This window comes from Streptomyces sp. NPDC006879, assembly GCF_042869595.1.
Taxonomy (GTDB): domain Bacteria; phylum Actinomycetota; class Actinomycetes; order Streptomycetales; family Streptomycetaceae; genus Streptomyces.
The window spans coordinates 192456-212337 of sequence record NZ_JBIAGC010000007.1; the positions used below are offsets into that span (position 1 = coordinate 192456).

20 protein-coding genes are annotated in these 19882 nt (G+C 70.4%); 11 read left to right on the top strand and 9 right to left on the bottom strand.

Annotated elements, in window-relative coordinates; genetic code table 11:
- Positions 1-147 precede the first annotated feature (147 nt).
- Entirely contained in the window at positions 148-585 is a 438-nt protein-coding gene (locus ACFYMC_RS08625) for a gamma-glutamylcyclotransferase (RefSeq protein WP_388520823.1), read from the bottom strand.
- A gap of 220 nt (positions 586-805) precedes the next feature.
- On the opposite strand from ACFYMC_RS08625, the gene ACFYMC_RS08630 reads away from it, so the two are divergent.
- Positions 806-2245 (top strand): NAD(P)H-quinone dehydrogenase, encoded by a 1440-nt coding sequence (locus ACFYMC_RS08630; RefSeq protein ID WP_388520826.1) that lies wholly within the window; start codon positions 806-808, stop codon positions 2243-2245.
- Positions 2246-2407: 162 nt separating this feature from the next.
- Entirely contained in the window at positions 2408-3358 is a 951-nt protein-coding gene (locus ACFYMC_RS08635) for a DeoR/GlpR family DNA-binding transcription regulator (RefSeq protein ID WP_388520829.1), read from the top strand.
- Positions 3359-3445: 87 nt separating this feature from the next.
- On the opposite strand, the gene ACFYMC_RS08640 is transcribed toward ACFYMC_RS08635, so the two are convergent.
- Positions 3446-5206: an acetyl/propionyl/methylcrotonyl-CoA carboxylase subunit alpha gene (locus tag ACFYMC_RS08640; RefSeq protein ID WP_388520832.1), complete on the bottom strand. Its 1761-nt coding sequence runs from the start codon at positions 5204-5206 to the stop codon at positions 3446-3448.
- A gap of 528 nt (positions 5207-5734) precedes the next feature.
- Between ACFYMC_RS08640 and ACFYMC_RS08645 the strand changes: the two genes are divergently transcribed.
- On the top strand, positions 5735-6232 hold the full coding sequence (locus tag ACFYMC_RS08645) for a hypothetical protein (RefSeq protein ID WP_388520834.1): 498 nt from the start codon (positions 5735-5737) through the stop codon (positions 6230-6232).
- Here the strand turns inward: ACFYMC_RS08645 and ACFYMC_RS08650 are convergent.
- The 4 genes from ACFYMC_RS08650 to ACFYMC_RS08665 all read right to left on the bottom strand — a co-directional run bounded on the left by ACFYMC_RS08650 (position 6185) and on the right by ACFYMC_RS08665 (position 8892).
- Positions 6185-6787 carry a Maf family protein gene (locus tag ACFYMC_RS08650; protein WP_388520837.1) on the bottom strand — a complete coding sequence of 201 codons (603 nt, stop codon included), beginning with the start codon at positions 6785-6787 and terminating at the stop codon, positions 6185-6187. The genes ACFYMC_RS08645 and ACFYMC_RS08650 overlap by 48 nt on opposite strands.
- Positions 6788-6841: 54 nt before the next feature.
- Positions 6842-6970: a morphogenic membrane protein MmpB gene (mmpB, locus tag ACFYMC_RS08655; protein WP_388520839.1), complete on the bottom strand. Its 129-nt coding sequence runs from the start codon at positions 6968-6970 to the stop codon at positions 6842-6844.
- A gap of 74 nt (positions 6971-7044) precedes the next feature.
- Positions 7045-7251, bottom strand: a complete 207-nt coding sequence (locus ACFYMC_RS08660) for an acyl-CoA carboxylase epsilon subunit (RefSeq protein WP_388520841.1) — start codon at positions 7249-7251, stop codon at positions 7045-7047.
- A gap of 15 nt (positions 7252-7266) precedes the next feature.
- Positions 7267-8892, bottom strand: a complete 1626-nt coding sequence (locus tag ACFYMC_RS08665; protein WP_388520844.1) for an acyl-CoA carboxylase subunit beta — start codon at positions 8890-8892, stop codon at positions 7267-7269.
- Positions 8893-9005: 113 nt separating this feature from the next.
- Here ACFYMC_RS08665 and ACFYMC_RS08670 point away from each other — a divergent pair, with 113 nt between their 5' ends.
- The 5 genes from ACFYMC_RS08670 to hutH all read left to right on the top strand — a co-directional run bounded on the left by ACFYMC_RS08670 (position 9006) and on the right by hutH (position 15130).
- Positions 9006-9893 carry a biotin--[acetyl-CoA-carboxylase] ligase gene (locus tag ACFYMC_RS08670; protein WP_388520847.1) on the top strand — a complete coding sequence of 296 codons (888 nt, stop codon included), beginning with the start codon at positions 9006-9008 and terminating at the stop codon, positions 9891-9893.
- A gap of 162 nt (positions 9894-10055) precedes the next feature.
- Positions 10056-11222: an adenylate/guanylate cyclase domain-containing protein gene (locus tag ACFYMC_RS08675; protein ID WP_388520850.1), complete on the top strand. Its 1167-nt coding sequence runs from the start codon at positions 10056-10058 to the stop codon at positions 11220-11222.
- A 25-nt stretch (positions 11223-11247) separates the two neighbouring features.
- The gene (locus ACFYMC_RS08680; protein WP_388520853.1) at positions 11248-12084 is read left to right on the top strand and encodes an enoyl-CoA hydratase/isomerase family protein; all 837 of its coding nucleotides are present in this window, start codon (positions 11248-11250) and stop codon (positions 12082-12084) included.
- A 106-nt stretch (positions 12085-12190) separates the two neighbouring features.
- The gene (locus ACFYMC_RS08685) at positions 12191-13309 is read left to right on the top strand and encodes a diguanylate cyclase domain-containing protein (protein WP_388520856.1); all 1119 of its coding nucleotides are present in this window, start codon (positions 12191-12193) and stop codon (positions 13307-13309) included.
- Positions 13310-13591: 282 nt separating this feature from the next.
- Positions 13592-15130 carry a histidine ammonia-lyase gene (gene hutH, locus ACFYMC_RS08690; RefSeq protein ID WP_388520907.1) on the top strand — a complete coding sequence of 513 codons (1539 nt, stop codon included), beginning with the start codon at positions 13592-13594 and terminating at the stop codon, positions 15128-15130.
- Between the two features lie 171 nt (positions 15131-15301).
- Here the strand turns inward: hutH and ACFYMC_RS08695 are convergent, their stop codons facing one another.
- Positions 15302-15664, bottom strand: coding sequence for a hypothetical protein (locus ACFYMC_RS08695; RefSeq protein ID WP_388520859.1), 363 nt, complete (start codon positions 15662-15664; stop codon positions 15302-15304).
- A 107-nt stretch (positions 15665-15771) separates the two neighbouring features.
- Between ACFYMC_RS08695 and ACFYMC_RS08700 the strand changes: the two genes are divergently transcribed.
- The 3 genes from ACFYMC_RS08700 to ACFYMC_RS08710 all read left to right on the top strand — a co-directional run bounded on the left by ACFYMC_RS08700 (position 15772) and on the right by ACFYMC_RS08710 (position 18895).
- Positions 15772-16269 (top strand): hypothetical protein, encoded by a 498-nt coding sequence (locus ACFYMC_RS08700; RefSeq protein ID WP_388520862.1) that lies wholly within the window; start codon positions 15772-15774, stop codon positions 16267-16269.
- A gap of 190 nt (positions 16270-16459) precedes the next feature.
- Positions 16460-17734, top strand: a complete 1275-nt coding sequence (locus ACFYMC_RS08705; protein ID WP_388520865.1) for an Ig-like domain-containing protein — start codon at positions 16460-16462, stop codon at positions 17732-17734.
- A 177-nt stretch (positions 17735-17911) separates the two neighbouring features.
- Positions 17912-18895 carry a GNAT family N-acetyltransferase gene (locus tag ACFYMC_RS08710; protein WP_388520868.1) on the top strand — a complete coding sequence of 328 codons (984 nt, stop codon included), beginning with the start codon at positions 17912-17914 and terminating at the stop codon, positions 18893-18895.
- On the opposite strand, the gene ACFYMC_RS08715 is transcribed toward ACFYMC_RS08710, so the two are convergent.
- Together ACFYMC_RS08715 and ACFYMC_RS08720 are read right to left on the bottom strand one after the other, a co-directional pair.
- Positions 18885-19370 carry a GNAT family N-acetyltransferase gene (locus ACFYMC_RS08715; RefSeq protein WP_388520872.1) on the bottom strand — a complete coding sequence of 162 codons (486 nt, stop codon included), beginning with the start codon at positions 19368-19370 and terminating at the stop codon, positions 18885-18887. The two genes, ACFYMC_RS08710 and ACFYMC_RS08715, sit on opposite strands and share 11 nt — an antisense overlap.
- A 23-nt stretch (positions 19371-19393) precedes the next feature.
- Positions 19394-19882 (bottom strand): transposase (locus ACFYMC_RS08720; protein WP_388520875.1); only part of this gene is annotated, 489 nt, incomplete at its 5' end.

A 19882-nucleotide genomic window follows, 5' to 3' on the forward strand; every position in this document is an offset into this window, starting at 1 on the left:
CGCAGGGTCGAAGACGCGCGGGGCAGTGGATACCCCGTGTCGCACGACACGGGATCGCACCCGTGCCGGGCGTACTCGCGCGCCCGGGGTGAACGGCGAGGTGGCGCGGCTGCCGTGCCGCACCGCTGGGGGGGGGCTCCCCGACTCTCAACAGGGCCGCTTGCGTAGCTCCATCACGTAGTCGTGCGGGGCGCCCGCGGACTCGGCCGCGTCCGCCAGCTCGCCGAGGTAGCGGGCCGAGGGCAGGCCACCCTCGTAGCCGTTGAGCACGTAGCACCAGGCGGCTTCCTCGCCGTCCAGGGTGTGCACCCGCACCCTCATCCGGCGGTAGATGTCCAGGCCGACACCCTCCCAACGGTCCATGGAGTCCTCGTCCAACGGGGCGATGTCGTACAGCGCGACGAAGACCTGTGAACGCGGCGCTTCGACGATCGTCGCGAGCGCGCCTTCCCAGCCCATCTGCTCGCCACCGAAGGTGAGCCGCCAGTCGTTGATCCAGCCCGTGCCACGCAGCGGGGAGTGCGGGGCGCGGCGCGTCATCAGCCGCGCGTCGAGGTTGCCGGCGTACGCGGCGTAGAGCGACATGGGATCGAGGGTACGGGAGGGGCGCCGCTCGCTGCTTTTCGGACTGTCACGCGACTGACTCCCGACTTGCGCAGCCGCCGGACCAACCACCTGATTACGGGGTCGGGGACGACGCACCTTGAAGCGTGCGGGACAATGGCATACGTACTGCATCCCCCGGGGAGACCCCCCGGACCACCGGCCGGGGCGGCAGCCGGCCGGGTAGACGTGAGGCGGACTTGTGACCCGGATCGTGATCATCGGCGGCGGCCCCGGCGGATATGAGGCGGCGCTGGTGGGCGCCCAGCTCGGCGCGGAGGTGACCGTCGTCGACTGCGACGGTCTGGGCGGGGCGTCGGTTCTGACCGACTGCGTGCCGTCGAAGACCCTGATCGCCACCGCTGAGGTGATGACCACCTTCGACTCCTCCTACGAGGAACTGGGCATCATCGTCGCCGACGACACCCCTCCGCTGGAGCAGTCCGCGAAGGTCGTGGGCGTGGACCTCGGCAAGGTCAACCGTCGTGTCAAACGGCTGGCGCTGGCCCAGTCGCACGACATCACCGCCTCGGTCACCCGGGCGGGCGCACGGGTGATGCGCGGTCGTGGTCGGCTGGCCGGCCCGCAGGGCATCGACGGCACCCGGGACGTGATCGTCACGGCCGCCGACGGCACCGAGACCCTGTTGACGGCCGACGCGGTACTGATCGCCACCGGTGGGCACCCCCGGGAGATCCCGGACGCCCAGCCGGACGGCGAGCGGATCTTGAACTGGACCCAGGTGTACGACCTCGACGAGCTCCCCGAGGAGCTCATCGTCGTCGGCTCCGGTGTGACCGGCGCCGAGTTCGCGGGCGCCTACCAGGCCCTCGGCTCCCGGGTGACGCTGGTGTCCTCCAGGGACCGCGTGCTGCCGGGCGAGGACCCGGATGCCGCGGCCGTCCTGGAGGACGTCTTCCGTCGGCGGGGCATGAACGTGATGGCCCGCTCGCGCGCCGAGTCCGCCAAGCGGGTCGGCGACCGGGTCGAGGTCACCCTGTCCGACGGTCGGGTCATCTCCGGCACCCACTGCCTGATGGCGGTCGGCGCCATCCCGAACACCGCGGACATGGGTCTGGAGGAGTCCGGGGTGCGGCTGAAAGAGTCGGGTCACATCTGGACCGACAGGGTCTCGCGCACCTCGGCCCCGGGCGTGTACGCCGCCGGGGACGTCACCGGCGTCTTCGCCCTCGCTTCGGTCGCCGCCATGCAGGGGCGCATCGCCATGTACCACTTCCTCGGTGACGCGGTGACACCGTTGAACCTCAAGACGGTCTCCTCGAACGTGTTCACCGACCCGGAGATCGCCACCGTCGGCTACACCCAGGCCGATGTGGATGCCGGAAAGATCGACGCCCGGATGGTGAAACTGCCGCTGCTGCGCAACCCGCGCGCCAAGATGCAGGGCATCCGGGACGGGTTCGTGAAGCTCTTCTCTCGGCCCGGCACCGGCATCGTGGTCGGTGGTGTGGTCGTCGCGCCGCGGGCGAGCGAGCTCATTCATCCCATCTCGATCGCAGTCGACAACAATTTGACGGTGGAACAGATCGCAAACGCGTTCACCGTGTACCCCTCCCTTTCGGGTTCGGTCGCCGAGGTGGCCCGTCAACTGCACACCCGCAAGACGGCGGGCGAGGGCTAACCTGCCGCACGCGTACGAGGTTTGAGCGGAGAGCGGCGCGTTCGATCGGCGGCATGCCCAAGGTGCCCGCACATACCACTGTTCGCTCTCCGCTGCGAACAACTTCTGCTATCCGGCGCAAAGTGCTGAAAGCAGACGGTCGTTGGGGTTACTGTCAGTTCCGTGTTCGCTGCAGAACGTCGTCAACTGATCCTCGAAATGGTGCGCGCCAACGGAGCGGTATCGCTCCGGGAGCTCGCTCGCGTCGTCCAGACCTCCGAAGTGACCGTACGGCGGGACGTGCGGGCACTGGAGGCCGAAGGACTCCTCGACCGCCGGCACGGCGGTGCGGTATTGCCGGGTGGTTTCACGCGGGAGTCCGGCTTTCCGCAAAAGTCTCATCTCGCCACCGCAGAGAAGACCGCCATCGCCGATGCCGCCGCCAGCCTCGTCGAAGAGGGTGAGGCCGTGGTCGTCGGTGCCGGCACGACCACCCAGGAGCTGGCCCGCAGGCTGGCCCGGGTGCCCGGTCTGACCGTCGTCACCAACTCCCTCCTCGTGGCACAGGCCCTGGCCCACGCCAACCGCGTGGAGGTCGTCATGACCGGCGGCACTCTGCGCGGGTCCAACTACGCTCTCGTCGGCAGTGGGGCCGAGCAGTCCCTCCAGGGGCTCCGGGTCTCCCGCGCCTTCCTGTCCGGGAGCGGGCTGACCGCCGAGCGCGGGCTGTCCACCTCCAACATGCTCTCCGCCAGTGTGGACCGGGCGCTGGTCCAGGCCGCCGCCGAGGTGGTGGTCCTGGCCGACCACACCAAGCTCGGCACGGACACGATGTTCCAGACCGTGCCGACGGACCTCATCACCCGCCTGGTGACGGACGAGCCACCGGCGCACGACGACCGGGCGGCCACCGAGCTCCAGGCCCTCGCGGACCAGGGCGTGCAGGTCACCGTAGCCGGTGGGGGCATCGGGGGCGCGGGTGGCGAGGGGCTGCCTCCGGGCCGTCGTCCGCGCCGTGATTCGCCCCTACCCGTCCAACGCCGTACCGGTCCTCCACAGCTGCGGGCCACGGCCGCGTTGGCCGCCGAGCAGTCGGGGGAGCGGGCCCGCGTGGCGGACCTGCGCCGGCGCTGAGGGCTCCGCCGGCCCCGGACCGAAGGCGAGGGCCGCCCGGATCGATCCGGGCGGCCCTCGCTCAGCCGGGTGCGTCTTCTGCGGAGATCAGTCCTTGATCTCACAGATCGTGGCGCCCGAGGTGATGGAAGCACCGACCTCGGCGGACAGGCCCACGACCGTACCGGAGCGGTGCGCGTTCAGCGGCTGCTCCATCTTCATCGCCTCCAGAACGACCACCAGGTCGCCCTCCTTCACCTCTTGGCCCTCCTCGACCGCGATCTTCACGATCGTGCCCTGCATCGGAGAGGCGAGGGTGTCGCCGGAAGCTGCCGGTCCGGACTTCTTCGCCGCCCGGCGCTTGGGCTTGGCGCCGCCGGCGGCAGCGGTCCGGGCCAGCGTCATGCCCAGTGAGGAAGGCAGGGAGACCTCCAGGCGCTTTCCACCGACCTCCACGACCACGGTCTCGCGGCCGGGCTCCTCGTCCGTCTCCTCGCCCATGGGCGTGGTGAAGGCCGGGATCTCGTTGACGAACTCGGTCTCGATCCAACGGGTGTGGACCTTGAACGGGCCCTCGGCCGGGGCGAATGCCGCATCGGCAACGACGGCGCGGTGGAACGGAATGGCCGTGGCCATGCCCTCCACGTTGAACTCGGCCAGGGCGCGCGCAGCGCGCTGGAGCGCCTGCTCGCGAGTGGCGCCCGTGACGATCAGCTTGGCCAGCAGGGAGTCCCAGGCCGGGCCGATGACGCTGCCGGACTCAACACCGGCGTCCAGACGGACACCCGGTCCCGACGGGGGCGCGAAGACGGTCACGGTGCCGGGTGCGGGCAGGAAGTTGCGGCCCGGGTCCTCGCCGTTGATGCGGAACTCGAAGGAGTGGCCGCGCATCTGCGGGTCGCCGTAGCCGAGCTCCTCCCCGTCGGCGATGCGGAACATCTCGCGCACCAGGTCGATGCCGGTGACCTCCTCGGTGACCGGGTGCTCCACCTGGAGTCGGGTGTTCACTTCGAGGAAGGAGATCGTGCCGTCCATGCCCACGAGGAACTCGACGGTGCCCGCGCCGACGTAGCCGGCTTCCTTCAGGATCGCCTTGGAGGCCGCGTAGAGCTCGGCGTTCTGCTCCTCGGAGAGGAACGGGGCCGGAGCCTCCTCCACCAGCTTCTGGTGGCGTCGCTGGAGCGAGCAGTCACGGGTGGAGACGACCACCACGTTGCCGTGCTGGTCTGCCAGGCACTGGGTTTCCACGTGGCGGGGCTTGTCGAGGTAGCGCTCGACGAAGCATTCGCCGCGACCGAAGGCGGCGACGGCCTCACGGACCGCCGAGTCGTACAGCTCCGGAACCTCTTCGAGGGTGCGGGCGACCTTGAGGCCACGGCCACCGCCGCCGAAGGCGGCCTTGATGGCGATCGGCAGTCCGTGCTCCTTGGCGAAGGCCACGACCTCCTCGGAGCCGGACACCGGGTCCGGGGTGCCGGCGACGAGCGGGGCCCCGGCACGCTGGGCGATGTGACGGGCCGCCACCTTGTCGCCGAGGTCGCGGATGGCCTGCGGGGGCGGGCCGATCCAGGTAAGCCCCGCGTCGAGGACGGCCTGAGCGAACTCGGCGTTCTCGGAGAGGAATCCGTAGCCAGGGTGAATGGCGTCGGCCCCTGAATCCGCTGCGGCCTGGAGCACCTTGGCCATGTCCAGGTAGCTGGCGGCCGGGGTGTCACCGCCCAGCGCGAACGCCTCGTCAGCCGCGCGGACATGCAGAGCATCCCGGTCCGGGTCGGCGTAGACGGCTACGCTCGCGATCCCGGCGTCCCGACAGGCCCGGGCAACGCGGACAGCGATTTCGCCACGGTTGGCGATGAGCACCTTGCGCACGATGTCTCCCTCCTTGAAACAAGCTGAGTTTAGGGACAGCCGACACGGCCTTTCGACCCGTTCCCAAAGGTGAGCTTGCCCACACAGAGTGTGATTCCGGCTCGCTCGGATCGAGAAAACCCTTGTGCTGCCGCAGCCCGAGGGAGTCCCCGACTGAACAGTAACGCTGTCCTGTGGCCAAGGTCTCTGTGTGCACGCTCTCCGGCCGGTCGTGATTCTTTGTTGGTTCCCTACGAACGGGCGAATATTTTCCTGCTCCGCTCGTGGATCGGTCGACCGGGCGTACACCAGGGACCGCCCCCTCCCTCCGGCGGGAGCCGATCCGCCGGTATGACGAGCGACCTCGACTCTTGTCCGAACGTTTACTCGTTAGTAGCCTCCTGGCGACAGTCGTGCTCAGGATTGGCCCGATGGTGTGGCCGGCCCGATCCGGCCCCGGTGGTTGGTGGCCCGTCGGCACGGACCGAAGCCGGCGGGACCGGTGTCGAGATCGGCGCTCAGGCGAGGGGTGGCGCAGTGGTCGGTGTCGTGGCGCGGAAGGGTACGGCACTGCTGGCCGCCACCTTCCTGCTCATCGAGGCGGTGGGCGTGGTCTTCGTCCATCTGGTGCTGGGCAGGTCGGTGCAGAGTCAGTCGATGTCCCTGGCGGGCATCGATACGGATGTCATGGCCACGACTACGTATGTTCTCGGCGGCACCCTGGGCCTGTTCCTCACCGCAGCCGCTGCGCTGCTGGTCCTGGCCGCCGCCAGGGACCGGGCCCCGGCGGGCGCCGCCCGGCTGGTGCTGATCGGCTGCGCGATCACCCAGACCGTCCTCGGCGCACTCGTGGTGGGCCCGGTGGGCTGGGGGGTCTTCGCCTTCCTGATGGCGGCGTTCAGCCTGCTGGTCCTCGCCCTGACGGTCTATCGCGTCCGCCCGGACGGCCCCCCGGACCAGGGTCGACCCGCGGACCCCGGCGCGGCGCCGGACGCCGGATCAGACCCACAGGTCGGTGATGGACACCCCGAGCTCGCCGAGCAGTGAGCGCAGGAGCGGCAACGACAGCCCGATCACGTTCCCGTGGTCCCCGTTGATGCTGTCGATGAACGGCGCCGACAGCCCGTCCAGCGTGAACGCCCCCGCCACGTGCAGCGGTTCCCCGCTCGCCACGTAGGCGGCGACCTCCGCGTCCGAAGGCTCCCCGAAGTGCACGGTCGTCGACGCGGTCGCCGACACCTGCCGGCCCGAGTCCGTATCGACCACGCTGTGACCGGTCCGCAGCACACCCGAACGGCCGCGCATCGACATCCAACGGGCCGTCGCCTCCGCGGCGTCCGCCGGCTTGCCCAGCGCCTCGCCGTCCAGCTCCAGCACCGAGTCGCAGCCGATGACCAGTGCGCCCTTCGCTTCCGGTAGCCCGGCCACCACGGAAGCCTTCGCTTCGGCCAGGACCAGAGCCAACTCGGCGGGCGTGTCGGCGCTCAGGGCGTCCTCGTCGACCCCGCTGACGATGACATGCGGAGAGAGCCCCGCCTGCCGCAGCAGTTCCAGCCGGGCGGGTGAAGCGGAGGCGAGCACCAAGGAGCGTCGTTCAGTCATGCGGGCAGCCTAAGCGCTGCCCCTCCTCGCAGGCGGCCCTTGGGCGGTCCGCGATCAGGGCAGGCCCGCCACGAACATCGCCAGCACCATCGCGAGGGCCAACACCAACCCCAGACGGCGCAGCATGGCCTGCGCCTCGCGCATCTGCTCGGGCGGCTCTTCTTCGGGGTCGGACCACAGCATGCTCCGATCCTGGCGCCGATCGCGCCCGGTGCGCCTGAGTACCCGTACTCAAGCGCACCGGCCGTGGACGGGGCCTACCCGGGCCAGTAGGTGCGGCTCCAGGTCCGCGGGCCCGGCTGCGGCAGTCGGGTGCGGGCCACCCGGGACGGGTCCGACCAGGAATCGGCGATCCGGGGCGCGCCGGCCGGCACCTGGGCGAGCGCCGCGGCGCGCGCTTGGACCACCGCCAGTGCGGCGGCCAACTCCTCGGGCGTCGGATTGCCCTTGACGACCTTGATCATGCGGAGCGCCCTTCCTTACAGGGGGATGTTGCCGTGCTTCTTCGGGGGCAGGGAGGCCCGCTTGGTGCGCAACTGGCGCAACCCGCGCACGATGTGCGCCCGGGTTTCGGAGGGCATGATCACGGCGTCCACATAGCCGCGCTCGGCCGCGATGTACGGGTTGAGCAGGGTGTCCTCGTAGTCCGTGATCAGCTTGGCCCGGGTCGCCTCCATGGTCTCGGCGTCCGGTGCGGCGGCGATGGTCCGCCGGTGCAGGATGTTCACCGCACCCTGCGCGCCCATCACGGCGATCTGGGCGGTCGGCCACGCCACGTTGAGGTCCGCGCCCAGGTGCTTGGAGCCCATGACGTCATAGGCGCCGCCGAAGGCCTTGCGGGTGATGACGGTGATCAACGGGACGGTGGCCTCGGCGTAGGCGTAGATCAGCTTGGCGCCGCGCCGGATGATGCCGTTGTACTCCTGGTCGGTGCCCGGCAGGAAGCCCGGGACGTCCACGAAGGTGAGGACCGGGATGTTGAAGGCGTCGCAGGTGCGGACGAAGCGGGCGGCCTTCTCGGAGGCGTTGATGTCCAGGCAGCCGGCGAACTGCATCGGCTGGTTGGCGACGATCCCCACCGGGTGGCCCTCCACCCGCCCGAAGCCGGTGAGGATGTTCGGCGCGAACAGCGCCTGGACTTCGAGGAACTCGCCCTCGTCCAGCACGTGCTCGATGGCGGTGTGCATGTCGTACGGCTGGTTGGCGCTGTCCGGGATCAGGGTGTCCAGCTCGCGGTCCGCCTCGGATACGTCCAGTTCCGCCTCCTCCGGGAAGGCGGGCGGCTCCGAGAGGTTGTTCGAGGGCAGGTAGGACAGGAGGGACTTGACGTACTCGATCGCGTCCTTCTCGTCCCCGGCCATGTGGTGCGCCACGCCCGAAGTGGTGTTGTGGGTACGGGCGCCGCCGAGTTCCTCGAAACCCACGTCCTCGCCGGTCACGGTCTTGATGACATCCGGTCCGGTGATGAACATGTGCGAGGTCTTGTCGACCATGACGGTGAAGTCGGTGATCGCGGGGGAGTAGACCGCGCCGCCCGCACACGGACCGACGATCAGGCTGATCTGCGGAATCACGCCCGATGCGTGCACGTTGCGGCGGAAGATCTCGGCGAACAGTCCGAGCGCCACCACGCCTTCCTGGATGCGCGCGCCGCCGCCGTCGTTGATGCCGATGACCGGGCAGCCCGTCTTCAGGGCGAAGTCCATCACCTTGACGATCTTCTCGCCGTACACCTCGCCGAGCGAGCCGCCGAAGATGGTGAAGTCCTGCGAATAGACGCAGACGGGCCGGCCGTCGACCGTCCCGTAGCCGGTCACGACACCGTCCCCGTAGGGGCGGTTCTTCTCGATGCCGAAATTGGTCGAGCGGTGTCGGGCGAACTCGTCGAGTTCGACGAAGGAGCCCTCGTCCAGCAGCAGCTCCACGCGCTCACGGGCCGTCAACTTGCCCTTGGCGTGCTGCTTCTCCACGGCCCGCGCGGAACCCGCGTGCGTCGCCTCGTCGATGCGGCGCTGCAAGTCCGCGATCTTGCCGGCGGTGGTGTGGACGTCGATCTGCGAGTCGATCGACGAGTCACTCTGTGAGGGGTGGGACGGCTCGGACATCGGGATGCGGCTCCCTGCACTGGTCTGCTGTCTGTTGATCGCTACTGACACGTAGCGTATCGGCGCGCATGCCGCGCGGCACTGCGGTGTTTCCCACACCTAGTGTGGCTTGCATGACGCCTTCAGATGACTCATCGCCCGTTCCCCGGAGCGGCTCCGACCCGTCCGCCGGCCGCTGGTCCAATCTGGAGCGCCCGCCGCTCTCGGCCTCCGCGCTGCGCCGGGCGCTGGTCACCGACGGTGGCCTGTGGACCTCCGCCGAGCTGGTCAGCAGCACCGGGTCCACCAATTCCGATCTGGCGGCACGCGCCGCCGAACTGCCCGAAGGCGCGGTCCTGGTAGCTGAGGAGCAGACCGCCGGCCGAGGCCGGTTGGACCGCACCTGGACCGCACCCGCACGCTCCGGCCTGTTCTTCTCCGTCCTGCTCAAACCGGGTGAGCACCAGGTCCCCACCGAACGCTGGCACTGGCTCACCCTGCTGGCCGGCGTGGCCACCGCCACCGCGGTCTCGCGTACGGCGGGCGTGGACACCGCCCTGAAGTGGCCCAACGACCTGCTGGTGGCGGTCGAGGGCGAGGAGCGCAAGGCCGGCGGCATCCTGGCCGAGCGCGCCGGCGACAGCGTGGTCATCGGCATCGGGCTCAATGTGACGCTGAGTGCCGCGGAGCTGCCGGTGCCGCTCGCGGGTTCGCTGACCCTCGCCAAGGCCGCCGTCACCGACCGCGACCCGCTGCTGCGGGCGGTACTGCGCTCCCTGGCGGACTGGTACGGCCGCTGGTGCGCCGCCGGCGGCGACCCCGGAGCGAGCGGACTCCAGGAGACCTACGCGGCCGGCTGCTCGACCCTGGGGCGTACCGTGCGGGCCGAGCTGCCCGGCGGGCGGACGCTCAGCGGCGAGGCGGTGGCGGTGGACGGGGAAGGGCGTCTGGTGGTCCGAACTGGTGACGGGGCCGAGGAGGCCGTGGGGGCGGGAGACGTGGTCCATCTGCGCAACGGTTGAGGAAGGCCGCCACGGGAGGGGACCGGAGCCACGTAGTTGAAGGGTTGGAGTGGGAGTGAGCTACGGCACACCTGCCGTATGGTTTAGGCGATCCCGATCGCCTGGCGACCAGGCGAGACCGGCAGGCCAGGCAGTGTGTACGGAACGGACAGGAGGCGGCGCGTGACCGTCGACGACACTCATTCCGGCGGCACTCCCCAGCCGATCGGGCCGGTGGGCCGCGATCAGCACACCCCGCTCCACGAGGTCGACCACACGGCTGAACCCACCGCCGATCCGCTCGCGATCCGCCTCGAACAGCTGATCTTGGGCGCCGAGCGCCGGTACACGCCCTTCCAGGCGGCGCGCAGCGCCGGGGTTTCGATGGAGCTCGCGTCCCGGTTCTGGCGGGCCATGGGCTTCGCCGACATCGGCCAGGCCAAGGCGCTCACCGAGGCGGACGTCCTCGCGCTGCGACGGCTGGCCGGCCTGGTGGAGGCCGGGCTGCTCAGCGAGCCGATGGCGGTGCAGGTGGCCCGTTCCACCGGGCAGACGACGGCCCGGCTGGCCGAATGGCAGATCGACTCCTTCCTGGAGGGCTTGACCGAGCCGCCGGAGCCGGGGATGACCCGTACCGAGGTCACGTATCCGCTGGTGGAGCTGCTGCTCCCGGAGCTGGAGGAGTTCCTCGTCTACGTCTGGCGACGACAGCTCGCCGCGGCCACCGGCCGGGTCGTGCAGGCGGCCGACGACGAGGAGATGGTGGACCGCAGGCTGGCCGTCGGCTTCGCCGACCTGGTCGGCTTCACCCGGTTGACCAGGCGTCTGGAAGAGGAAGAGCTCGGCGAACTCGTCGAGGCCTTCGAGACCACGGCGGCCGATCTGGTGGCCGCGCACGGGGGCCGGCTCATCAAGACCCTGGGCGACGAGGTCCTCTACGCGGCCGACGACGCGGGCACGGCGGCGGAGATCGCGCTGCGGCTCATCGATGCCATGGAGGGCGACGAGACGATGCCGGAGCTGCGGGTCGGTATCGCCTTCGGCACCGTGACGACCCGCATGGGCGATGTGTTCGGGACGACGGTGAACCTCGCCAGTCGGCTCACCTCGATAGCTCCGAAGAACGCGGTCCTGGTGGATCCCGCGCTGGCCGAGGAACTGGGGCGCACCGGTGATGCGCCCACGTCGGAGGCGGAGGCGGCGGCTGCCCTGGAGCTGGCCCAGCAGGGCGGGGCGGCGGCGCCCTCGTACCGTTTCGCGCTCCAGCCGATGTGGCAGCGGCCGGTGCGCGGGCTCGGCGTGGTGGAGCCCTGGCTGCTGACGCGGCGGGCGCCTAAGATCCCCGGGTAACGCTCGTTAACCGGGAGGGGCTGGGATGTCGTCGGCGAAGTCGGCAGGGTCGGCAGAAGTAGCGGAACAGCGTTTCGGCGAGTTCGTGGCGGTGCGGCGGCACGGCGAGGGAGGTCACGTCGCCGAACTGGTGCTGGACCGCCCGAAGGCGATGAACGCGGTCTCCACGGAGATGGCCCGCTCGATCGGCGCGGCCTGCGCCGCACTCGCGGCCGACGCCTCGGTGCGGGTGGTCGCCCTGACCTCCACCCATGAGCGCGCCTTCTGCGTCGGCGCCGACCTGAAGGAGCGCAATTCCTTCACCGACGCCGAGTTGGTGCGCCAGCGCCCGCTCGCCCGTGGTGCGTACACCGGCGTCCTGGAACTGCCCGTGCCCACCATCGCGGCCGTCCACGGTTTCGCACTCGGTGGCGGTTTCGAACTCGCCCTGTCCTGCGATGTGATCGTCGCCGACACCACTGCCCTGGTGGGCCTGCCGGAGGTATCCGTCGGGGTCATCCCCGGCGGTGGTGGTACGCAGTTGCTGCCGCGCCGGGTCGGGGCGGCCCGGGCGGCCGAGCTGATCTTCACGGCCCGTCGGGTCGAGGGCCCCGAGGCCCTGGCGATCGGGTTGGTCGACGAGCTGGTCGAGGCCGGCCGGAACGGAGCCCGGGCCCTGGAGCTGGCGGCGGCGATGGCGGTCAACTCCCCGGTGGGTCTGCGAGCCGCGAAGCGGGCGCTGCGCCTCGGTCACGGCCTGGACCTGCGCGCCGGCCTGGAGGTCGAGGACGCGGCGTGGCGGTCGGTGGCCTTCTCCGGGGACCGGGCTGAAGGCGTGGCGGCGTTCAACGAAAAGCGACGCCCGGTGTGGCCGGGGGAGTAGCGTCGAGCACGGAACGTAGTCGCCCTGCGTTTTTCGGTCACCCGGCCAGCCCCGCATGACGCCCTCAATCGCCGCTAAATCGGACATAGGTCCGTAACCTGGAGTGATGGGTGTCGACGGGCGGCTGCGGGCCGTTGTGGGTCTTGCGCAGGCCATGGCCGCCGCATCGGACGCACGGGAGTGCGTGCGGGCGGCGGCCCGGGGGGCTCGACTGGCCATGGACGGCTCCTTCGCCGCCGTCTCGGCCTGGGAGCGAGACCGCGGGCGGCTGCGGGTGCTGGTCAACGAGGGCGACCGGAGGGCGGACGAGCGGGAGTTCCCCTCGGACGAGTCCTATCCGGTGCACGACTTCCCCGAGATCACCGAGTTCCTGCACGAGCGGTGGGCCGGTGGCGGCGGACCGCACGCCTGGGTGGAGACCGCCTACGGGCAGCAGCGGGGGCGCCGTGGAGCCGGACTGCGCAGGCGGGGGCGGGGCAGCTGTGTGGTCGCCCCGATCGTGTTGGACGGTCGTGCCTGGGGTGAGCTGTATGTGGCGCGCAACGTCGCGGAGGTGGAGTTCGGCGCCGAGGACGCGGAGTTCGCCACCGTCCTGGCGGCGGTGATCGCGGCCGGACTGGTGCAGACCGAGCGGCTGGAGGAGGCGCGCAGGCTTGCCTTCACCGATCCGCTCACGGGCCTGGCCAACCGTAGGGCGGTGGACATGCGCCTGGACGCGGCCCTGACCTCGCACCGTAGTCGGAACGTGGTGGTCAGCCTGGTGGTCTGCGATCTCAACGGGCTCAAGGCGGTGAACGACTCCCTCGGCCATGCGATGGGCGATCGGCTGCTGGAACGATTCGGCTCCGTGCTCTCGCTCTGCGGGGCCAAGCTGCCCGGCGCTCTCGCGGCTCGGTTGGGCGGGGACGAGTTCTGCCTGGTCAGTGAGGGACCCACGGCCGACGAGGTGGTTGTGGTCGCCGAGGAGCTGTGCACCCGGGCGGCCGATCTGGAGCTCGGTGAGGGGGTCGCCTGCGGGGTCGCCTCCACCGGGGACCCGATCGGACCGGTGAAGTCCTCCAGGCGGCTGTTCCGGTTGGCGGACGCCGCCCAGTACCGGGCGAAGGCGGTGCGGTCCGCGCGGCCCGTCGTGGCGGGCCGGGATAACGCCGTGGTCCGGCTGGCCGACGCCCCGCCCTCGACCAGCGCCGAGCGGCGGCGCTTCCGAGGTCGAGACGGCGGGTAGGTCCCTGCCGCGCAGAGCCGTCGAGGAGCGGCTTCGCCGCTGGTCGGCGGCTGGGTGACCGCAGGTTCTGGGGGTGGGGTTGCGATCGAGTCGGCCCCCGGGTCCTCGACTCTCCGCGCGGGGCGCCCCTGACGGTCGGTCGGCGCGGTCCGGGCCGGATTCCGGTGGGCCCGCAGGGTGGCTGCCGAGGGTGTCCGCTGCTGGGGCGATCCGGCCGGTACCGTCCCGGTCACGGGACTAGTGACAGTTCGGGATTCAGTCCGTAGGGTGCTGAATATGGATATGCACACTGTCGTGGTGGGGACGTCCGGTACCACCGCCGAAGACGTCATCGCCGTAGCCCGGGGCAACGCCCGGGTCGAGCTGTCCGCCGAGGCCCTCGAAGCGCTGGCCCGGGCGCGCGAGGTCGTGGAAGCCCTGGCCGCCAAGCCCGAGCCGGTGTACGGAGTGTCGACGGGCTTCGGGGCCCTCGCCACCCGCCACATCAACCACGACCTGCGCGCCCAACTCCAGCGCAACATCGTCCGTTCGCACGCCGCGGGCATGGGGCCGCGGGTGGAGCGGGAGGTCGTCCGCGCGCTCATGTTCCTGCGCCTGAAGACCGTGGCCTCCGGCCACACCGGCGTCCGTCCGCACGTCGCCCAGACCATGGCCGACGTACTCAACGCCGGGATCACCCCGGTGGTCCACGAGTACGGCTCGCTCGGCTGCTCCGGCGACCTCGCCCCGCTCTCGCACTGTGCGCTGGCGCTGATGGGCGAAGGTGACGCAGAAGGCCCCGACGGGGCCGTGAGGCCGGCCGGTGAACTCCTCGCCGAGCACGGCATCGCCCCCGTAGAACTACGGGAGAAGGAGGGCCTGGCCCTCCTGAACGGCACCGACGGCATGCTCGGCATGCTGGTGATGGCCCTCGCCGACCTGCACACCCTCTACACCTCCGCCGACATCACCGCCGCGCTCTCCCTCGAAGCGCTCCTGGGCACCGAGAAGGTCCTCGCCCCCGAACTGCATGCCATTCGCCCCCACCCCGGGCAGGGGGCCTCCGCCGCCAACATGCGCGCGGTACTGAAGGGCAGCGAGCTCACCGGGCACCACCAGGACGATGCGCCGCGCGTCCAGGACGCCTACTCGGTGCGCTGTGCTCCGCAGGTCGCCGGCGCCGGCCGTGACACCCTCGCGCATGCCGCCCTCGTCGCCGACCGGGAGCTCGCCTCCGCGGTGGACAACCCGGTGGTCCTGTCGGACGGTCGGGTGGAGTCCAACGGGAACTTCCACGGCGCGCCCGTCGCCTACGTCCTGGACTTCCTTGCCATCGCGGCGGCCGACCTCGGCTCCATCGCCGAGCGGCGCACCGACCGGCTCCTGGACAAGCACCGTTCGCACGGCCTGCCGCCGTTCCTCGCGGACGACGCCGGCGTGGACTCCGGACTGATGATCGCCCAGTACACGCAGGCCGCCCTGGTCAGCGAGATGAAGCGGCTGGCCGTGCCGGCCTCCGCCGATTCCATCCCGTCCTCCGCGATGCAGGAGGACCACGTCTCCATGGGATGGTCGGCGGCCCGCAAGCTGCGCACCGCCATCGACAACCTGACCCGGATCGTGGCGATCGAACTGTACGCGGCGGCCCGCGCCGTCGAGTTGCGCACCGGGCTGGCTCCGGCACCCGCGAGCAGGGCGGCCATCGAGGCCCTGCGCGCCGCCGGCGCCCAAGGGCCGGGTCCGGACCGCTTCCTCGCGCCGGACCTCGCCGCCGCCGACGCCTTCGTCCGTTCCGGGGCACTGGTGGGGGCCGTGGAGCCGGTGACCGGCCCACTGGCCTAAGGGCTGTCGCCGTGCGCCCGCCGGGGATTACGGGACAGCCCTTAGACCCGCTCGGTCACGTAGGAGCGCGGCGGCACGGACCCCGCCCGTCCTTACAGCCCAGGCCCGCCCCGCACGGGGGCGGGCCTGGGCCGTGTCGGTCCACCGAGGATCGAGCGGGTCGGGGCGCGGTCAGCGGGCCCGACCGCGCCGGACCGAGAAGGCGACGAATCCGGCACCCAGGCTCAGGAAGGCGGTTCCGCCGATCAGGTAGGGGACGGTCTCCATGCTCCCGGTGGCGGCGAGGTGGAGTGACGGACCGTCACCCGCCCCGGTGCTACTGCCAGAAATCGAAGCGGAATCGGTGGTGGGGCCGGAAGCGGAAGGCGAAGTGGAACGCGAATCGGCGGTACGGGCCGGGATCGCCTGCAGGGTCGCTGACGGAGTGGCCGCCGTGGGGTGCTCAGCGGTGGCATTGGCTGAGGGCATCAGCCAGGCGGCGCAGAGGAGGGTTCCCGCTGCAGTGGCGGTCAGCAGCGGTCGTCGTGCGGACACGGGTCGATCCCCCTTGCAGCAGCAGTGAATTGGCCGTGTGGGCCGATGCTAATGAAAGCAGCGGGTCGCGGGAAAGCCAGGGGGTGCCCGGGCTTAGTCTCCGACGTATGACCTCTCCTGAGACATCCCGCTATGTACGCCTTCGTGTGGATTTGGTGTTGGAGGTGGACGACGCCGATGCGTTGACCGACGCCGCCCTGGAACGGATCGTCGACGATGAGTTCATGCCGGAGGAGGAGCGGAACCACGCCCAAAGTGCCGTGCAGGCCGATGCTGCGGAGGCGCTGGCCTACCTCGTCGACCCCTTTGACCTGGTTGGAGAGGTCCCGGGGGTGGAGTTGGCGCAGGCTTCCTGGAGCACGGAACCCGTGGAACACGACCCCGAGTCCTTGGAGTGGGACCTCGACGAGGAAGATGGGTACCTCGACGACGCTGCGGACACCCCCGAGAACTACTCCAGGGATGACCGGGACGGCCAGGAAGCCCTGGACCACGACCCGGAGGACCCCCTGGAGGACCGCCGGGACCACCCGCAGGACGAGGTGGACCGCCGCGCCCGCGAGGGCGATTCGGGCCCTGCCTCGCACGGCCGCTACCGCGCGTAGCGCCCGCCGCCGCACGCGGACAGGCCGCCCTCGCCGTCGGTGGGTTTTCCCACAGTCGGTCCGGGAGTGGAACCGATCAGGTGCGGGAACGCGTTGTCGAAGCGAGCGGGATTTCTCTGCCCCCGGGCTTCGGAGGTCTCGCTCGGGGATTTCTCCCGGGGGGATACCCGGGACTCGGGGCTCGGCAACGATGGAGAAGCGTGTGAGGACGGACAGCAAGCGGCGGCGCAGAGGTCTGATGGCCGCGTCCGCGCTGCTCGGTGGCGTACTGGTGCTCTCGGCGTGCAGCGACAAGGACACCAAGGACACTTCAAGCAGCGGTGAGGTCACGAAGGAATCCCAGGCGGAGGTCGACGCGGCTGCCGCCAAGGAGACCTCGAAGGCCCGAATAGCCATCACGCCCAAGGACGGCGCGACCAACGTCGGGATCAACAGCTCGACCAAGGTCACCGTCACCGAGGGCAAGCTCACCGAGGTGGCCCTGAAGACCTCGGAGGGCACCGAGGTGGCGGGCGAGATCGCCGCCGACGGCATGAGCTGGAAGCCCGAGGGCAAGCTCAAGCGCGCCACGAAGTACGTGATGTCCGTCACGGCCGAGGACTCCGAGGGTCGGGAGGCCCACGAGAACGGCTCGTTCACCACCGTTTCGCCGGACAACAGCTTCATCGGCACCTTCACCCCCGAGGACGGCAGCACCGTCGGCGTCGGTATGCCCGTCTCGATCCGCTTCGACAAGCCGATCAAGGACAAGAAGGCCGTCCAGTCCGCGATCGAGGTGAACTCCAGCAGCGGCCAGGAGGTCGTCGGCCACTGGTTCAGCTCCCAGCGCCTCGACTTCCGCCCCGAGACCTACTGGAAGGCCAACTCCAGCGTCACCCTGAAGATGGCGCTGGACGGGGTCGAGGGCGCCCCCGGCGTCTATGGAGTGCAGGAGCGCACCGCGACCTTCCAGATCGGCCGCAGCCAGGTCTCCATCGTGGACGCCAAGAAGAAGACCATGACCGTGAACCGGGACGGGCAGGTCATCAAGACCATCCCGATCTCCGCCGGCTCCCCGGCGAACCCGACCTACAACGGTCAGATGGTGATCTCCGAGAAGTTCAAGGAGACCCGGATGAACGGCGCCACAGTCGGCTTCAAGAACGAGGACGGCAAGGGCGAGTACGACATCAAGGACGTGCCGCACGCGATGCGCCTGTCCACGTCGGGCACCTTCATCCACGGCAACTACTGGGGACCGGACTCGATCTTCGGCAGCGCCAACACCAGCCACGGCTGCGTCGGTCTCAACGACGTCCAGGGCGCGAACGACCCGTCCCAGCCGGCGGCCTGGTTCTACGACAAGTCCCTCATCGGTGACGTGGTGACCGTCATCAACTCTCCCGACCGCACCATCCAGCCGGAGAACGGCCTGAACGGGTGGAACATGAGCTGGGCCGACTGGAAGGCCGGATCGGCCGTCTGAGCCACCCGCCGCCCCGTACGACGGCGGAGGGGACCCGCAGCGGGCCCCCTCCGCCATCGGCGTATCCGGTGTAGGCGGCGCCCCTCGGGGGCAAGGCCGGGCTCAACTGTCAGAGCCCCGTCAGGGTCACGAAAAACCCTGCCGCGGTCCGAGACCGTGATGCATAGAGTCGAGTGCATGACCATTGCCTCGCTCCCCTTGGAGCCGTCCGACGCCGCCGTGGACGCGTGGGCGGCCGTGCTGCACGCCGCCCACACCCACGACCTGCCGCCGTCCGTGCCGCCCCCGGGCCGGGTGGAGGCCGCCGGTCGGCTCCGGGTGCCTCCGGCCCGTGGACGCCACGTTCACCTCGTGGCGGCCTCAGAGGGCGACGCGACGCACGGCCCTTACGACGGAGTGGCCTCGGTCCTGCTGTTCACCGACCCGGGCAACGCACACGCCGCCCACCTGGACACCCTGACGGTCACTCCGCGGGCTCGCCGGCAGGGCGTCGGCACGGCGCTGTGGGAGCGGGTGCGTGGTGAACTCCTGGCCGACCACCGCACCTCGGTCAGCGTGGAACTCGCCCTAGGTGGCCCCGGGGAGGACTTCGCCACCTCCCTGGGCTTCACCCCCGTACTGCCGATGGCCTGGTACGTGCAGGAGGTGCCCGGCGCGACCGGACCGAGCCGGCTCCCCGACCCCTACCGTCTGGTGAGTTGGCCCGGCATCGTCCCGGACGAGTACGCCACCGCTGCCGCCGTCGCCCACGCCGCCATGGACGACGCGCCCACCGGCGACCTCGACGAACGCCCTCCCACCTGGGACGCCGAACGGCTGCGCTCCGCTGAACGACTGATCCTGGCCCGCGGTGGAAGGATGCTCACCGTCGCGGCCCTGGACCCCGCAGGAGAAGTCGCCGCCTACACGGAGCTCGTGCTACCCGACCCGCAGGGCCCGCGCGCCCTCCAGTACGACACCGTGGTCGTCCCGGCGCACCGCGGACGCGGTCTCGGGCGCGCGGTCAAGGAGCGGGCCCGGGCGGAACTCGCCGCCCACCACCCGACCGTTCAGGAGATCGCGACCACGGTCGCCGACGAGAACCAGCCGATGCGCGCGGTCAATGAGGCGCTCGGCTACCGGTGGGAGCGCCCGGCGGCGGTCTTCCAGGTCAAGCTCTAGCCCGCGGTTTGGTTCCCGGTTCGGGGGCGGGCCGCCAGCGGTAGCGGACATCCGGCTCGCCCTCCTCGTTCCGCGCACCCTCGGTTCGTTCCACGACGCTGAAACCGTGACGTTCGTAGAACCGGTGCGTCGACGTGTTCACCTGGAACGTCCACAGCTCCAACCCCTTCGGGCTCAGTTGCTTCGCCAGCGCGATGAACTCATCACCCAGGCCCCGCCCCCGGCACTCCGGAGCCAGGTACAACTGCTCCACCACGCCCGCCTCCAGCACCATCACGCCGACGATCTCGGCCGAGCCCGGAGGGCGGGCCACCCAGGTGCCGCCCGCCGGTACCACCACCTGCCGGAACCAGGCCCGCACCTCCTCGTCGGAGTGGGCCCGGCGAACATCCGGCAGCGAAGCGTCGTATGAGCGGAGCCAGACCTCGGCGACCGCGTCGGCGTCCTGGTCTGAGGCGCGCGTGAGCTCGTACATCTAGACGAGTCATTCCGATGTGATCAGTGGTCGTAGGCGATCAGGGATCGCATGACCGGTTGTTTGGTCTTGTGGTTGTGCCAGATCGCCGCGGCCAGCGCGAGGACGCGCTGGGCGACGCGGACGGCGACGCCCTCGAAGGTCCGGCCGCCGTGCTGTTCCAGGTCCAGCTGGCCCTTGAGGGTGTCGTTCACCGACTCGATCAGTTGCCGTACCGATTTCAGCAGGGACTCGCCCTTGCGGCGTTTCTCCCGCTTGAACGAGGGCCGCAGTAGTTCTGTCCCTCGCAGGGCCAGAACGGTCTCGAACTCCTTGGAGGCGAAGCCTTTGTCCGTGATCAGCAGCAGGCCGGGCCGGTCGGTGACCGTGTCCGGCTCGCGGTCCAGCATCGCCGTCAGCACCTCGCGCTCGTCCAGCTTCGGGTTCGCAAGCGCCCACAGGATCGGCATGCCCGCCGGGGTGCACACCAGGTACAGCCGCAGGCCCCAGAAGAACCGGGAGTGGCTGGCGCA

What these genes read in the sequence shown, in the direction of transcription:
- ACFYMC_RS08625 (WP_388520823.1), bottom strand. Translation starts at nt 585, where the DNA reads ATGTCGCTCTACGCCGCGTACGCCGGCAACCTCGACGCGCGGCTGATG.
- ACFYMC_RS08710 (WP_388520868.1), top strand. Translation starts at nt 17,912, where the DNA reads ATGACCATTGCCTCGCTCCCCTTGGAGCCGTCCGACGCCGCCGTGGAC.
- mmpB (WP_388520839.1), bottom strand. Translation starts at nt 6,970, where the DNA reads ATGCTGTGGTCCGACCCCGAAGAAGAGCCGCCCGAGCAGATGCGCGAG.
- ACFYMC_RS08660 (WP_388520841.1), bottom strand. Translation starts at nt 7,251, where the DNA reads ATGATCAAGGTCGTCAAGGGCAATCCGACGCCCGAGGAGTTGGCCGCC.
- ACFYMC_RS08665 (WP_388520844.1), bottom strand. Translation starts at nt 8,892, where the DNA reads ATGTCCGAGCCGTCCCACCCCTCACAGAGTGACTCGTCGATCGACTCG.
- ACFYMC_RS08680 (WP_388520853.1), top strand. Translation starts at nt 11,248, where the DNA reads ATGTCGTCGGCGAAGTCGGCAGGGTCGGCAGAAGTAGCGGAACAGCGT.
- ACFYMC_RS08650 (WP_388520837.1), bottom strand. Translation starts at nt 6,787, where the DNA reads ATGACTGAACGACGCTCCTTGGTGCTCGCCTCCGCTTCACCCGCCCGG.
- hutH (WP_388520907.1), top strand. Translation starts at nt 13,592, where the DNA reads ATGCACACTGTCGTGGTGGGGACGTCCGGTACCACCGCCGAAGACGTC.
- ACFYMC_RS08705 (WP_388520865.1), top strand. Translation starts at nt 16,460, where the DNA reads ATGGAGAAGCGTGTGAGGACGGACAGCAAGCGGCGGCGCAGAGGTCTG.
- ACFYMC_RS08715 (WP_388520872.1), bottom strand. Translation starts at nt 19,370, where the DNA reads ATGTACGAGCTCACGCGCGCCTCAGACCAGGACGCCGACGCGGTCGCC.
- ACFYMC_RS08670 (WP_388520847.1), top strand. Translation starts at nt 9,006, where the DNA reads ATGACGCCTTCAGATGACTCATCGCCCGTTCCCCGGAGCGGCTCCGAC.
- ACFYMC_RS08700 (WP_388520862.1), top strand. Translation starts at nt 15,772, where the DNA reads ATGACCTCTCCTGAGACATCCCGCTATGTACGCCTTCGTGTGGATTTG.
- ACFYMC_RS08685 (WP_388520856.1), top strand. Translation starts at nt 12,191, where the DNA reads ATGGGTGTCGACGGGCGGCTGCGGGCCGTTGTGGGTCTTGCGCAGGCC.